Raw genomic sequence first — 13,249 nt, 5'->3', positions numbered from 1 at the left:
CGGGGTGGCGGGCCTTCGGCAGGTGCGCTGCCCGTCGTCAGTGCTCGGCGGTACGCCGGGTGCCGCTGTAGTACTCGAAGAGCAGACCGCAGGCGGCGAAGACCACCGCGACCAGGCCTGCGGCGATCAGCCACCACTGCCAGAACACCAGGCCCAGCCCGGCCACGCTGGCCGCCAGGGCGATGCCGAACGGCCAGTAGCTGCCCGGGCTGAAGAAGCCGACCTCACCGGCGCCGTCGGCGATCTCGCCGTCCGGCCGGTCCTCCGGACGCGGGTCGATCCGGCGCGAGACGAACCAGAAGAAGCCGCCGCACATCGCGGTGAGCAGGAAGGACAGGATCAGCGCGACGAGCCCGATCCACTCGACCCGACCGTCCGCGCCGTGCGTCCAGAGCCCGTAGATGACGGCGACGATCGCCAGGAAGAACGAAACGATGCCGAAGAGGCGCCACTCAGACTTCATCTCCGCCGTCCTCAGCTTCCCGCGCCCGCGGCGCTCGCGTTACCGAAGTTGTTGACGTCGCGCCGGGTGTCGAACGGCCTGGTCGTCGTCGCCAGCGGAGCCTCGCCGATCGAGGCCAGGGCGTCCTGGGTCGACTGACCACCCTGCTTCGCGGCGATGAACCGGTCGTACTCGTCCGGCGACACCACCCGCAGCTCGAAGTTCATCATCGAGTGGTACGTGCCGCACAGCTCGGCGCAGCGGCCGACGAAGGCGCCCTCCTGGTCCAGGCTGCTGACCTGGAACACGTTGCGGACGTTGCCCGGGAAGACGTCACGCTTGAACAGCAGCTCCGGGACCCAGAACGAGTGGATGACGTCCCTGCTGGTCTCCTCGATCCGGATGCTCCGCCCGGTCGGCAGGACCAGGATCGGGATCACCTCGGTGGTGCCCAGCGTCGAGGCGATCGTGGTCGCGTCCACGCCCGGCCGGTCCCGGTAGTTGAACTGCCAGTTCCACTTGAAGCCGACCACCTCGACGGTGACGTCGGGGTTGTCCGTGACCTTGTTGACCCCGGTCTGGACGATCGCGGTGTAGTAGAAGAGCACCGAGACGACCAGGATCGGCGCGATGGTGTAGAGGAACTCCATCGGCATGTTGAACCGGGTCTGCACCGGCAGCGCCTCGCCCCGCTTCCGGTAGCGGATCACGCACCAGAAGATCAGGCCCCAGACGAAGACGCCGACCGCGAGCGCGGCGATGACGGAGCCGATCCACAGGTCGTACATCCGGTGGGACTCCGGGCTGATGCCGCCCTGGGGCCAGCCGAACCCGTCGAACGTCTGTCCGACGTCACAGCCGGTCAGCAGGACGAGCAGTGCGGCACCGCCGGCTCCGAGCCCGGCCAGCCGGCCGAGCGAGCGACGCTGGCCCCGTCCCCGGGAATCCCGGGAACTGCTCTGCCGTACGACCGACGGCGGTACCTCCGAACCCCTTGCGACCACCTGGTCCTGCCTCCCTAGCGCGCCGCACGCTGTCCGCTTTGTCGACACCGGCGGCAAAGGCGTCACCGACGGTCGCAGATTACTCGACCTGAGTCGGCTGGACGGCCTTGGGGTCCGCGTCCCCACTCCCCCGGGGGATCTTGCCCGGTCCACACCCGGGTTACCGTTCCCTGGTGAACGTGCCTCCGGCGTACTTCGACGCGGCCGCCGCCGCACCGTTACACCCCGTAGCCCGCCAGGCGATGCTCGCGGCGCTGGAGGACGGCTGGGCGGATCCGGCGAAGCTCTACACGCAGGCCCGCCGGGCCCGTCAACTGCTCGACGCGGCGCGGGCGGCCACCGCCGAAGTCCTCCGGGTACGCCCCGACGAGCTCTCCTTCACCCCGAGCGGTACGGCCGCCGCGCATGCCGCCGTGCTGGGAGGTCTGGCCGGACGTCGGCGGGTCGGCGCAACGCTGGTGCACTCGGCGATCGAACACTCCGCGGTGCTGCACGCGGCGGAGCGGCACGTCGGCGCGGGCGGCTCGGCGCGGCCGGTACCGGTGGACCGGTCCGGCCGGCTCGATCTCGACGCCTGGTCGAGCGCGGTCAGCGCGCCCGGCGTGGCGCTGGCCGCGCTGATCAGCGCCAGTCACGAGGTGGGCACCACACAGCCGGTGACCGAGGCGGCCCGGGCCTGCGGCACGGCCGGGGTGCCGCTCTACGTCGACGCCGCGCAGTCGGTCGGCCGGGTACCGGTCGCCGAGGGCTGGTCGGTGCTGTCGGCCAGCGCACACAAGTGGGGCGGGCCGCCCGGCGTCGGTCTCCTGGTGGTGCGCAAGGGCAGCCGGTGGGAGTCGCCGTATCCGGCGGACGACCGGGAGTCGGGTCGTACCCCGGGGGTGCCGAACCTGCCGGCGATCGTGGCGGCGGCGGCCGCGCTGCGGGCGGTGCACGCCGAGGCGGCCGACGAGGCGGCCCGACTCGCCCCGCTGGTGGACCGAATCCGGGCCACCGTTGCGGAGACCGTGCCCGACGTGGAGGTGGTCGGTGATCCCGTCGACCGGCTGCCCCACCTGGTCACCTTCTCCTGCCTGTACGTCGACGGCGAGGCACTGCTGCACGCGCTGGACCGGCGGGGTTTCGCGGTCTCCTCCGGCTCGTCCTGCACCTCCTCCACCCTGCGTCCGTCCCACGTGCTGGAGGCGATGGGCGTGCTCTCCCACGGCAACGTCCGGATCTCGTTGCACCGGGAGAGCACCGTGGCCGAGGTGGAGCGCTTCCTCACCGAGTTGCCGGGGATCGTCGCCGAGCTGCGTACCCAGGCCGGGGTGGTCGGCCTCTGACCGGAGCCCAAAAAACTTGACAGTCGCTTTCAGTTGGCATCTACTCTCATAAAGGGAGTCGCTGCCGAATAGATTGGCGCTGTCATGACGGAGACGGGTACCCGGAAGTGGTGGGCGCTCGGCGCGCTCTCCGCCAGCGGACTGGTGATCGGCCTGGACATCACCGTCCTCAACGTGGCCCTACCAGCCTGGCCACGGCGCTGCCAGCCAGCACCAGCGACCTGCAGTGGGTCGCGAACTCGTACAACCTGGTCTTCGCCGCGATGCTGCTCCCGGCCGGCCTGCTGGGCGACCGGCTCGGCCGCAAGCGGCTGCTGCTCGTCGCGCTGGCCCTGTTCGGGGTGGCCTCGCTGGCCTGCGCGTACGCCTCCTCGGCGGAGTGGCTGATCGGCGCCCGCGCGCTGCTCGGCCTGGGTGCCGCCTTCGTGGTGCCGCTGTGCATGTCCGTGCTGCCGGTGCTGTTCACTCCGCAGGAGCGGGGACAGGCGATCGGGCTCTGGGTGACCGCGAACGCCGTCGGCCTCCCACTCGGTCCGATCGTCGGCGGCTGGTTGCTGGACCACTACTGGTGGGGATCGGTCTTCCTGATCAACATCCCGGTCATCGCGATCGCCCTGATCGCGGTCCTGCTGTTGATGCCCGAGTCGCGCAGCAGCCAACGTCTCCGGCTCGACCTGGTCGGAATCCTCGTCTCCTGCGCCGGACTGGCCTGCCTGACCTGGGGCGTCATCGAGCTCGGCGATCGGGGCGTCGGCAACGGCACCCGGTCGCCGCCGTGGGCATCGGCGTCGCCCTGCTCGGCGCCTTCGTCGTCGGGGAACGCCGGGTCGGCCGGCGCCCCGACATCCGTCCCCTGATCGACCTCGCCCTGTTCCGCTCGGCCAGCTTCACCTAGGCGACCGTGCTGGCCACCGTGGTGACCTTCGCGCTGCTGGGCGCGCTGTTCGCTCTCCCCCAGTACTTCCAGGCCGTGCTTGACGCCGACGCCCTCGGGACCGGCCTACGGCTGCTCCCGTTGATCGGCGGCGTACTGCTCGGCGCCCGGCTCGGCGCCCGGCTGGTGCCCCGGCTCGGCGCCAGGGTGCCGGTCGCCATCGGGTTCCTGGTGCTGGCCGCCGGCCTGTTCGCGGGCACCGCGACCGGCACCGGCACCGGGTACGCGTTCGTCGCCGGCTGGCTCACCGCCGTGGGCCTGGGGATGGGACTCGTCCTGCCCATCGCCTCGGACATCGCCCTCGGCACCCTCTCCGTGGAGCGCAGCGGCGCCGGTTCCGCACTCATCCAGGCGTTGCGCCAGGTTGGCGGAACGATCGGGGTGGCGACCCTGGGTAGCGTGCTCAACGCCGTATACCGCGACCGGCTGGACCCGGCCGGACTGCCGGCACCGGCCGCGGAGGCGGCCCGGGACAGCGCCCCGGCCGGCGTACTGGTCGCCCGCCAACTGGACGCGCCGGCGTTGCTGGACTCCGTCCGGGATGCCTTCGTCGACGCGCTGGCCGCCATGCTCTGGGTGTGCGGTGGGCTCGGGCTGCTCGGCGCCGTACTGGCGATCGCCTTTCTCCCCCGGCGAACCGGGCCGGTCACCGCCGCGCCGGTTGGCCGGCCGGCCCCGGAGACCGGAGAATCGGGGCAGGTGACCGTCGGCTGAACAGGAGTACCCGAAGTGCCCGGGCTACGCGAACGCAACAAGGCCAGGACGAGGGCGGAGATTCGGCGCCAGGCCCTGCGTCTGTTCCGCGACCAGGGGTACGCCGCCACCACCGTGGAACAGATCGCGGCGGCGGCCGAGGTGTCGCAGAGCACCTTCTTCCGCTACTTCCCCAGCAAGGAGGACGTGGTGCTGCGGGACGACCTGGACCCGCTGGTCTACGAGGCCTTCGTCGCCGCCCCGGCCGAGCTGACCCCGATCCAGGCGTTCCGGTCGGCCATCCGCACGGTCTACCTGGGCCTGTCTCCCGAACAGCGCGCCGAGGAGTGGGCGCGGCACCGGCTGACCCAGTCCGTGCCGGAGCTGCGGGCCCGCAACCTGGACTCGCTGCTGCAGGCGATGGGACTGTTCACCGAGGCGGTGGCCCGGCGGGTCGGTCGGCAACCCGACGACCTCGCCGTACGGGCGTTCGTCGGTGCCCTGGTCGGAGTCGGACTCGCCGTGCTGCTCAACGCCGACCAGGACCCGTCCGGTTATCTCGAGTTGTTCGACGAGGGGCTCGCCCAACTTGAGGCGGGGCTTCCGCTGTGAGCGCCCCCGACGCCGTCGTCGACTGTCTCGGCCAGCGCTGTCCGCTGCCGGTGATCGCGGCGGCCCGACGGCTGCCCGAGCTGCCGGTCGGTGCGGTCCTCCGGGTGCTCGCCGACGACCCGGCGGCCGCGATCGACATTCCGGCCTGGTGCCGGATGCGTGGGCAGGAGTTCGTCGGCGCCTCGACGGTGGCCGGCTCTCCGGCCTACGACGTACGCCGCGCCCACTGACCCTCGTCGGCCGGGTCAGGGCCCCCACCGGCACGGCGGCCGCCGGCCGGAGCACTCCCACCACGGTCAGGGCGTCGGCGCCGGCCCGGCCGGACCGGCGCTCCTCCCCGGTGGCGCCGGGCTCCGACCGGTAGGGCCGGCCCGGCACCCCACCCGACTCGCCGGAGCACCGGCGGCGACGGTGTCAGCCGAGGTACGGCCGGACGTCCTCGGCGGCCTCGTCCCCGTACGACTCGGCGAGCCGCTTCACGAACAGGTCGGTACGGACCTCGTACTCCTGGGGGCCGACCGTCTCCAGCACCAGGGTGGCGAGCAGCGAGCCGACCTGGGCGGCCCGCTCCAGGCTGAGTCCCCAGGAGATGGCGGCGAAGAAACCGGCCCGGAAGCCGTCGCCGACGCCGGTCGGGTCGGCGATGTGCAGTTCGCGGGCGATCGGCACCCGGAACGGCGTGATGTCGCGGCCGGCGATCTCCACACCGTCCTTGCCGAGCGTGGTCACCCGGATCTTGACCCGTTCCAGCAGCTGGTCGTCGGTCAGGCCGGCCTTGCTCTGCAGCAGGGACTTCTCGTAGTCGTTGGTCAGCAGGTAGTCCGCGCCGTCGATCAGGCCGATCACGTCGCTTCCGTCCATCCGGGCGAGCTGCTGGGACGGGTCGGCGGCGAAGGCGTACCCGCGCTGGCGGCACTCCTCGGAGTGCCGCAGCATGGCCGCCGGGTCGTTGGCGCTGACGATGACGAGGTCGAGCCCGCCGACCCGGTTCGCGACCGGCGCGAGTTCGATGTTGCGGGCCTCGCTCATCGCCCCGGCGTAGAAGGAGGCGATCTGGCACATCTCGGTGTCGGTGGTGCAGACGAACCGTGCCGTGTGGGCCACCTCGCTGACGTGCAACGAGTCACAGTCGACGCCGTGCCGCTCCAGCCACGAGCGGTAGTCGTCGAAGTCGGCGCCGACGGCACCGAGCAGTACGGGACGCAGCCCGAGCTGGGCCATGCCGAACGCGATGTTGGCGGCCACCCCGCCCCGCCGGAGCACCAGCTCGTCGACGAGGAAGGAGAGTGAGACCTTGTGCAACTGGTCGGCGATGAACTGATCCGCGAACCGACCCGGGAAATGCATCAGGTGGTCGGTCGCGATCGAGCCGGTAACGGCGATCTTCATGTCGGCCCTCAGGATCGGGAGATGGAACCGCGGCCGGGTCAGCCTACCGGTCCGTCTCCTCCCCGCCCCCTATCGATCGGGTACCGGCCACCGGCATGTCACCAGGTCGTCGCCCGGAGTCACCGCGCCGGATCCACCGGAACGACCGGCCCGGGTCACGGAAACGAGAAACGGGCCGTCCGTACGCGGGTGGCGTGACGGAATTGTTCCGTCGTGCCACCCGCGCGGGACGGCCCGCTCAGGCAGAACCGTGGGTGAATCGGTGTGCGACGCCGATCAGTGGAACGAGTCACCGCACGCGCAGGAGTTCTGCGCGTTCGGGTTGTCGATGGTGAAGCCCTGGGCGTCGATCCGGTCGGCGAAGTCGATGGTCGCACCGCTCAGGTAGGGCGCGCTCATCCGGTCGACGACAACCTCGACACCGCCGAAGTCGTTGACGATGTCACCGTCGAGCGAACGCTCGTCGAAGAAGAGCTGGTAACGCAGGCCCGAGCAGCCGCCCGGCTGCACGGCGACCCGCAGCCGCAGGTCGTCCCGGCCCTCCTGCTCGATCAGGGCCTTCACCTTCTGCGCCGCCACGTCGGTGAGGACGATAGTGCTCGGGGTGGTTGCCGCGGTCGACTCGGTCTGCGCTGGCGTTGTCACGTGAAAATCTCCCCTGCGCCGGTGCGATGATTATCCGTAAGGGCCAACGCTAGTCGGATGGCCGATGATTCCCGATCCGGGTTCTCTTTGATTGTAGGTGTGCGCGCGGCAGGTCACCCGGCCTCGCGCAACTAAGCGGGTGTGGGCAGGACCACCGGTCGCAGAGTCTCCGCCAGCACCGCCCGCTGGGTCGGCCGGGCTTCGGCGTGTCGTTCCCGGCCCGCCTCGGTCAACGTGACGAACACCCCACGCCGGTCCTGCTCGCACAGCGCCCGACAGACGAGTCCGTCACGTTCGAGCCGGGCCACCGCCCGACTGAGCGCGCTCTGGCTGAGGTGGACCCCCTCGGCCAGCTCCTGCATCCGGAGCTTGCGTCCCGGGACGTCGGCCAGCCGGTCGATGACCTCGAACTCGCTCATGCCCAGGCCGTGTCGCTCCTGCAGCCCACGCTCGAGCGCGCAGGAGGTCGCCGCGTAGCAGCTTGCCAACTCCCGCCAGGCGGTGGCGAGTACCTGGTCCTCGGACACGCTCGGCAGCTTACCACATGCACAGGAAATAGCTGCACGAGCATTAGTTGCTTGCACATTAGATGCACATGCACGTAGGTTCGCCGGCATGGCTTCTTCCGCTCCACCCGTCACCGATCCGCCAACGCCCCGGTCCGAGGCCGTCGCCCCGGCGTACGACACCTCGACCGGCCCCCGGATGACCGCCCGTCTCTGGGGCGCGTTGATCGTGCTCTGTGGCGCGCTGTTCCTCGACGGCCTCGACGTCTCGATGGTCGGCGTGGCCCTCCCCTCCATCCAGGCCGACCTGGGGCTGTCCAACTCGTCGCTGCAGTGGATCGTCAGCGGCTACGTCCTCGGGTACGGCGGCCTGCTGCTGCTCGGTGGACGTACCGCCGACCTGCTCGGTCGACGCCGGGTGTTCCTCTGGGCGATCGCCGTCTTCGGCGTCGCGTCCCTGCTCGGCGGACTGGTCGACGATCCGAACCTGCTCATCGCCACCCGGTTCGCCAAGGGCGTGGCCGCCGCCTTCACCGCCCCGGCCGGGCTCTCCATCATCACCACGACCTTCCCCGAGGGGCCGGCCCGCAACCGCGCGCTCAGCTTCTACACCGCCTGCGGGGCCAGCGGCTTCTCCCTCGGACTGGTCTTCGGCGGGCTGCTGACCGAGGCCGGCTGGCGCTGGACCTTCCTGCTGCCCGCCCCGATCGCGCTCGCCGTACTGGCCGCCGGCAGCCGGCTCATCCCGGCCGAACGTCACCAGCGGCCGGCCGGCGGCTACGACCTCGGTGGTGCCGCCACCTCGACCGGTGCCCTGCTGCTCCTGGTGTACGCCGTCGTCTCCGCCCCGGAGGCCGGCTGGCTGTCGGCCCGTACGCTCGGCGCCTTCGCCCTGGTCGCGGCCCTGCTCGTGGCGTTCGTCGCAATCGAACGGCGGGTGGCCCACCCGCTGGTCCCGCTCGGCGTGCTGGCCCGGCGGAGCCTGGTCGGCGCCAACCTCGCCGCGCTGGCGGTGACCGGTTCGTACATCGGGTTCCAGTTCATCGGCACCCTCTACACCCAGATCGTGCTCCAGTGGTCGCCGCTGGAGATGGCGCTCGCCTTCCTGCCCGGCGGGCTGGTGGTGGCGTTCGGTGGGCCACGGGTCGGTGCCCTGGTCAACCGGTTCGGTACCGCCCGGGTGGTGGCCGCCGGCTTCGTCGCCTTCCTCGCCGCGTACCTGCTCTTCCTCCGGATCGACGGCGAACCGCGCTACCTCGGCGTGATCCTGCCCACCATGCTGCTGGTCGGCCTCGGCTTCGCCCTCGCCTTCCCGTCGCTCAACATCCAGGCCACCGCCGGGGTCGCCGACCACGAGCAGGGCCTGGCCTCCGGCCTGGTGCAGACCGCGTTCCAGATCGGCGGGGCGATCGTGCTCGCCGGGGTGACCGCGATCCTCGCCACCGACCAGGCGGCGCCCGGCCGGGTGCCCGACTCCTTCTACCCGGCGCTGGGTCTGGTCACCGGGGTCGCCGTGCTCGGGCTGCTCGTCGCGCTGATCTCCGGCGCCACCTCCCGCCAACCCCGCTGACGGTGCAAGGAAGGGCGCCCCTCCTATCGTTTTCTGTATAGGAGGGGGCCCTTCCTAACCACCCGTTGGCGACGGCCCGCGCGGCGGCTTCAGCGGCTCCACTGGCCGGCCAGCCGGGCGGCGATGGCCCGCAGCCCCTCCGCCGGCCGGGCCATCGCCCGTTCGACACCGCCGTGCGGCTCCCCGCCGAAGTGGTCTACCAGGCTGTGCGCCTCGGTCACCCCGACCGAGGCCGACTCCCGGCGGCCCGCGCTGACCCGGCCGGCGAGCACCACGCAGGGCAGACCCCGGTCCCGGGCCGCCCCCGCCACCCCGGCCACCACCTTGCCGCGCAGCGACTGGTGGTCGAACGAGCCCTCCCCGGTGATCACCAGATCGGCCCGGTCGAGCGCGTCCTCCAGCCCGGTCAACCGGGTGACCAGGTCGATACCGGATTCGCACCGCCCACCGAGCGCCAGCACGGCCGCGCCGAGCCCACCGGCCGCGCCGGCGCCGGGCAGCCGGGCCAGCCCGGCGGGGCAGCCGGGCAGGTCCCGTTCCAGTACCTCCGCGAAGCGCTCCAGCGCGGCGTCGAGCAGCAGCACGTCCTCCCGGGAGGCACCCTTCTGCGGCCCGAACACGTTCGAGGCGCCGGTCAGCCCGGTCAGCGGGTTGTCCACGTCGGTCGCGGCGACCAGTTCCACGCCCCGGGTCTGCGCCCGTCCGACCAGCCCGGCCACGGCCGCCAGCGCGGCGCCGCCGTACGGGAGGGCTGTCCCGGCGACATCCACCGGCACGGCGTTCAACGCGGCCAGCAGGCCCGCTCCCCCGTCGTTGACGGCCGAGCCGCCCAACCCGATCACCACCCGCCGGACGCCGCACTCGGCGGCCGTCGCGATCAGCGCGCCGAGGCCGTACGAGGTGGTGAGCTTCGGGTCCCGCTCGTCCGGGGCCAGCAGGTGCAGGCCGCAGGCCTGGGCGCTCTCCAGGTACGCGGTGCCGCCGTCGGCGGTGATCAGGATCTCCCCGTCGACCGGGCGTCCGAGCGGGTCGACGGTCGACACCGGCACCCGGCGACCGGGTACGGACGCGGCGAGCACCTCGACGAAGCCCGGTCCACCGTCGGCGAGCGGCCGGACCTCGATCTCGTCCGTCGGGGCGCTCTCCCGCCACCCGTCGACGATCGCGGCGGCCGCCTCGGGCGCGGTCAGGGTGCCGGCGAACTTGTCCGGACAGATCAGGATCCGCATGGTCGGCAAGTGTGGCAGCCCACATCCGTACGGGCGGAAAGCGGGCCCCGCTGTGGAAACATGGAGATCGTGACTTCGACGTGGGTAGAGCCGTCCAGCACCGCAACCGCCCTGCTGCTCCTGGGCCGGGGCGCCGACCCGTCCAGCGAGCGCGGCGTGGACTGTCCGGGGGAGCTTCCCCCGCCGAGTGACCCGAACCTGGTCGCCCGGGCGACGGCGGCGAAGGCCGCGCTGGGTCAGCGGGTGTTTGTCCTCGGTCATCACTACCAGCGCGACGAGGTGATCCAGTTCGCCGATGTGACCGGCGACTCGTTCAAGCTCGCCCGCGAGGCGGCGGCCCGGCCGGACGCCGAGTACATCGTCTTCTGCGGCGTGCACTTCATGGCCGAGAGCGCGGACATCCTCACCACCGAGGCGCAACGGGTGGTCCTGCCCGACCTGGCCGCCGGTTGCTCGATGGCGGACATGGCGGCGCTGCCGCAGGTCGAGGCGGCCTGGGAGACGCTGGCGGAGCTGGGCGTCGCCGACTCGACGGTGCCGGTGACGTACATGAACTCCTCGGCCGACATCAAGGGCTTTGTCGGACGCAACGGTGGTGTGGTCTGCACCTCGTCGAACGCGGAGCGGGCGCTGCGCTGGGCGTTCGAGCGCGGCCAGCGGGTGCTCTTCCTGCCCGACCAGCACCTGGGCCGGAACACGGCGGTGTTGGAGATGGGCTTCGACGCCGACGACTGCGTGCTCTACGACCCGCACAAGCCGGGTGGCGGGCTCACCGCCCAGCAGCTGCGGGAAGCCAAAATGATCCTGTGGCGCGGGCACTGCTCGGTGCACGGACGGTTCACGAAGAGCAGCGTCGACGAGGTCCGGATGCGGGTCCCCGGAGTGAACGTGCTGGTCCACCCGGAATGCCGCTACGACGTGGTGACCGCGGCCGACCACGTCGGCTCGACCGAACACATCATCAGGACCATCGAAGCGGCGCCGGCCGGTACGGCGTGGGCGATCGGCACCGAGCTCAACCTGGTACGCCGGCTCGCCAACGCCCACCCGGACAAGCAGATCATGTTCCTCGACCGGACCGTCTGCTACTGCTCCACCATGAACCGGATCGACCTGCCCCACCTGGTCTGGGCGCTGGAGGAACTCGTCGCCGGCCGGGTGCCGAACCAGATCACCGTCGATCCGGACACCGCGCACCACGCCCGGGTGGCGCTGGACCAGATGCTCGCGCTCCCCTGACCGATCCACTACTGACAGTAACTTTTGGGGTGCGGATTCCTGCCTCCGTCCCCGTTTCGTGCCATCCGTACGCTCTGAGCGCTGCCGCTTCCGTGACCGAGCGCTATGCTGCCGGGGCCGCGACAGACCCATGCCGCGACAGGGCCCCGCCGGGTACGGCCGTGCGCGAGACGGCGGTGTTGACCGGATGGCCCACCCTCGCTGGCAGCTTGACGTAGAGCAGCATTGACCCCGCTGGAGGTTGCGTTGACCGACGACGTCCTGGTCGTACACGGAGGTACGCCCCTGAACGGGCAGATCCGGGTGCGTGGCGCCAAGAATCTCGTCTCCAAGGCGATGGTCGCCGCCCTGCTCGGCGACAGCCCGAGCCGACTCTTCGACGTACCGCGGATCCGCGACGTCGAGGTGGTCCGGGGCCTGCTCGAACTGCACGGCGTCAAGGTCACCGACGGCGCCGAAGACGGTGAGCTGGTCTTCGACCCGGCCAACGTGGAGAGCGCGAGCACCGACGAGATCAACGTGCACGCCGGTTCGAGCCGGATCCCGATCCTGTTCTGCGGACCGCTGCTGCACCGGCTCGGCCACGCGTTCATCCCGGACCTGGGTGGCTGCCACATCGGTCCCCGGCCGATCGACTTCCACATCCAGGCACTGCGCCAGTTCGGCGCGGTGGTGGACAAGACCCCCGAGGGCATGCACCTCACCGCACCGACCGGGCTGCACGGTACGAAGTTCGAGCTGCCGTACCCGAGCGTCGGCGCGACCGAGCAGGTGCTGCTGACGGCGGTGCTGGCCGAGGGGGTCACCGAACTGCGCAACGCGGCGGTGGAGCCGGAGATCATCGACCTGATCTGCGTACTGCAGAAGATGGGCGCGATCATCAAGGTGCACACCGACCGGGTGATCGAGATCCAGGGCGTGGCGCGACTCAGCGGCTACACGCACCGGCCGATCCCGGACCGGATCGAGGCGGCGAGCTGGGCCGCCGCCGCGCTGGCCACCGGTGGTCGGGTCGAGGTGCTCGGCGCCGAGCAGGCCGACATGATGACCTTCCTGAACGTGTTCCGCTCGGTCGGCGGGGCGTACGAGGTCACCGACACCCGGCCGCCCCGGGTCGACAGCCCCGGCCAGGAGGGCGGCATCCGGTTCTGGCACCCGGGCGGCGAGCTGCGGGCGGTGGCACTGGAGACCGACGTACACCCGGGTTTCATGACCGACTGGCAGCAGCCGCTGGTGGTGGCGCTGACCCAGGCCCGGGGCCTGTCGATCGTGCACGAGACGGTGTACGAGCAGCGGCTCGGCTACACCGACGCGCTGAACAAGATGGGCGCGACCATCCAGGTCTACCGGGACTGCCTCGGCGGCACCCCCTGCCGGTTCGGCCGGCGCAACTTCAAGCACTCGGCGGTGATCGCCGGCCCGGCCAAGCTGCACGCCGCCGATCTGGTGATCCCGGACCTGCGGGCCGGCTTCAGCCACCTGATCGCCGCGCTGGCCGCCGAGGGCACCTCCCGGGTCTACGGGGTGGACCTGATCAACCGTGGCTACGAGGACTTCGAGGCGAAGCTCTCCGCGCTCGGCGCGCACGTCGAGCGGCCGTAAGACTCGTCACGTACCGCCGCACGGGCCCCCTCCGGCACCGCCTCCGGTGCGAGGGGGCC

At 71.4% G+C, this 13,249-nt stretch carries 14 protein-coding genes; 8 read left to right on the top strand and 6 right to left on the bottom strand.

Features of this window, described 5'->3' with window-relative positions; all coding sequences use genetic code 11:
- Nucleotides 1–37: 37 nt before the first annotated feature.
- Together V1633_RS18725 and ctaC are read right to left on the bottom strand one after the other, a co-directional pair.
- Nucleotides 38–463, bottom strand: coding sequence for a cytochrome c oxidase subunit 4 (locus tag V1633_RS18725; protein WP_331215643.1), 426 nt, complete (start codon nt 461–463; stop codon nt 38–40).
- An 11-nt stretch (nt 464–474) separates the two neighbouring features.
- Nucleotides 475–1,446 (bottom strand): aa3-type cytochrome oxidase subunit II, encoded by a 972-nt coding sequence (gene ctaC, locus V1633_RS18720; RefSeq protein ID WP_331215642.1) that lies wholly within the window; start codon nt 1,444–1,446, stop codon nt 475–477.
- 173 nt (nt 1,447–1,619) lie between these two features.
- Between ctaC and V1633_RS18715 the strand changes: the two genes are divergently transcribed.
- The 5 genes from V1633_RS18715 (at nt 1,620) to V1633_RS18695 (ending at nt 5,240) form a co-directional block, all read left to right on the top strand.
- Complete coding sequence (locus V1633_RS18715; RefSeq protein WP_331215641.1) at nt 1,620–2,771, top strand: cysteine desulfurase family protein; 1,152 nt, start codon at nt 1,620–1,622, stop codon at nt 2,769–2,771.
- A 107-nt stretch (nt 2,772–2,878) separates the two neighbouring features.
- Nucleotides 2,879–3,628, top strand: coding sequence for an MFS transporter (locus V1633_RS18710; RefSeq protein WP_331215640.1), 750 nt, complete (start codon nt 2,879–2,881; stop codon nt 3,626–3,628).
- Between the two features lie 44 nt (nt 3,629–3,672).
- On the top strand, nt 3,673–4,419 hold the full coding sequence (locus V1633_RS18705) for an MFS transporter (RefSeq protein ID WP_331215639.1): 747 nt from the start codon (nt 3,673–3,675) through the stop codon (nt 4,417–4,419).
- A 15-nt stretch (nt 4,420–4,434) separates the two neighbouring features.
- The gene (locus V1633_RS18700) at nt 4,435–5,010 is read left to right on the top strand and encodes an acyl-CoA-like ligand-binding transcription factor (protein WP_331215638.1); all 576 of its coding nucleotides are present in this window, start codon (nt 4,435–4,437) and stop codon (nt 5,008–5,010) included.
- Nucleotides 5,007–5,240: a sulfurtransferase TusA family protein gene (locus V1633_RS18695; protein WP_331215637.1), complete on the top strand. Its 234-nt coding sequence runs from the start codon at nt 5,007–5,009 to the stop codon at nt 5,238–5,240. Before V1633_RS18700 ends, V1633_RS18695 begins: the two co-directional genes overlap by 4 nt.
- Before the next feature lie 184 nt (nt 5,241–5,424).
- Here the strand turns inward: V1633_RS18695 and V1633_RS18690 are convergent, their stop codons facing one another.
- From V1633_RS18690 to V1633_RS18680, 3 genes are all read right to left on the bottom strand, one after another.
- Nucleotides 5,425–6,399: a carbohydrate kinase family protein gene (locus tag V1633_RS18690; protein WP_331215636.1), complete on the bottom strand. Its 975-nt coding sequence runs from the start codon at nt 6,397–6,399 to the stop codon at nt 5,425–5,427.
- A 276-nt stretch (nt 6,400–6,675) separates the two neighbouring features.
- Entirely contained in the window at nt 6,676–7,044 is a 369-nt protein-coding gene (erpA, locus tag V1633_RS18685) for an iron-sulfur cluster insertion protein ErpA (RefSeq protein ID WP_331215635.1), read from the bottom strand.
- A gap of 131 nt (nt 7,045–7,175) precedes the next feature.
- Nucleotides 7,176–7,571 (bottom strand): MarR family winged helix-turn-helix transcriptional regulator, encoded by a 396-nt coding sequence (locus V1633_RS18680; RefSeq protein ID WP_331215634.1) that lies wholly within the window; start codon nt 7,569–7,571, stop codon nt 7,176–7,178.
- Nucleotides 7,572–7,659: 88 nt separating this feature from the next.
- On the opposite strand from V1633_RS18680, the gene V1633_RS18675 reads away from it, so the two are divergent.
- Nucleotides 7,660–9,120 (top strand): MFS transporter, encoded by a 1,461-nt coding sequence (locus V1633_RS18675; RefSeq protein ID WP_331215633.1) that lies wholly within the window; start codon nt 7,660–7,662, stop codon nt 9,118–9,120.
- Nucleotides 9,121–9,209: 89 nt separating this feature from the next.
- Here the strand turns inward: V1633_RS18675 and V1633_RS18670 are convergent, their stop codons facing one another.
- On the bottom strand, nt 9,210–10,349 hold the full coding sequence (locus tag V1633_RS18670) for a glycerate kinase family protein (RefSeq protein WP_331215632.1): 1,140 nt from the start codon (nt 10,347–10,349) through the stop codon (nt 9,210–9,212).
- Nucleotides 10,350–10,418: 69 nt separating this feature from the next.
- Here V1633_RS18670 and nadA point away from each other — a divergent pair, with 69 nt between their 5' ends.
- Both nadA and murA read left to right on the top strand, forming a co-directional pair.
- Nucleotides 10,419–11,588 (top strand): quinolinate synthase NadA, encoded by a 1,170-nt coding sequence (gene nadA / locus V1633_RS18665; RefSeq protein ID WP_331215631.1) that lies wholly within the window; start codon nt 10,419–10,421, stop codon nt 11,586–11,588.
- Between the two features lie 246 nt (nt 11,589–11,834).
- The gene (gene murA, locus V1633_RS18660; RefSeq protein WP_331215630.1) at nt 11,835–13,190 is read left to right on the top strand and encodes a UDP-N-acetylglucosamine 1-carboxyvinyltransferase; all 1,356 of its coding nucleotides are present in this window, start codon (nt 11,835–11,837) and stop codon (nt 13,188–13,190) included.
- The last annotated feature ends 59 nt before the right edge of the window (nt 13,191–13,249 follow it).

The sequence above is a fragment of the Plantactinospora sonchi genome (assembly GCF_036422035.1).
Taxonomy (GTDB): Bacteria; Actinomycetota; Actinomycetes; order Mycobacteriales; family Micromonosporaceae; genus Plantactinospora; species Plantactinospora sonchi.
This window is presented reverse-complemented; position numbering and strand designations above follow the sequence as displayed.

Bases quoted from the DNA above. Each gene is read 5' to 3' on its own strand.
- V1633_RS18725 (WP_331215643.1), bottom strand. From the start codon at position 463: ATGAAGTCTGAGTGGCGCCTCTTCGGCATCGTTTCGTTCTTCCTGGCG.
- V1633_RS18690 (WP_331215636.1), bottom strand. From the start codon at position 6,399: ATGAAGATCGCCGTTACCGGCTCGATCGCGACCGACCACCTGATGCAT.
- V1633_RS18675 (WP_331215633.1), top strand. From the start codon at position 7,660: ATGGCTTCTTCCGCTCCACCCGTCACCGATCCGCCAACGCCCCGGTCC.
- V1633_RS18670 (WP_331215632.1), bottom strand. From the start codon at position 10,349: ATGCGGATCCTGATCTGTCCGGACAAGTTCGCCGGCACCCTGACCGCG.